The 436-nt window shown below is 60.8% G+C and carries 1 pseudogene; it reads left to right on the forward strand.

Going from position 1 to position 436, the window contains the following annotated elements:
• Positions 1-62 precede the first annotated feature (62 nt).
• Positions 63-436: pseudogene (locus AC1D0P_RS29980) on the forward strand (hypothetical protein); the annotation flags it as partial.

Genomic DNA, 436 nt, shown 5'->3' on the forward strand with positions numbered 1-436 from the left:
AAATCAACACGGCTCGCTCTAAGGTCCCCGCCATCCGCCCAACGTGAATCCAGGTGACAATCATGACCGTGATCGATACCGTTCTGTCCAAGGCAGACGCCAACCTCAATTCCAGCCTGGAGAAGATGTTCGCGCTCTGCCGCATCAAGTCGATCTCCACCGATCCAGCCTACAAGGATGACTGCCGCAAGGCCGCGACCTGGCTCGCAGATTATCTCAAGACACTCGGCTTCGAGGCCTCCGTGCGCGACACGCCCGGCCATCCGATGGTTGTCGCTCATCACGAGGGCGCCAAGGCTGATGCGCCGCATGTCCTGTTCTATGGCCATTACGATGTCCAGCCGGTCGATCCGCTCAATCTCTGGGAAAGCGATCCGTTCGAGCCGGGGATCAAGGACGTCGGCGGCGCGAAGGTCATCACCGGCCGCGGCACCTC

This window comes from Polaromonas sp. P1_G2, from assembly GCF_056405515.1.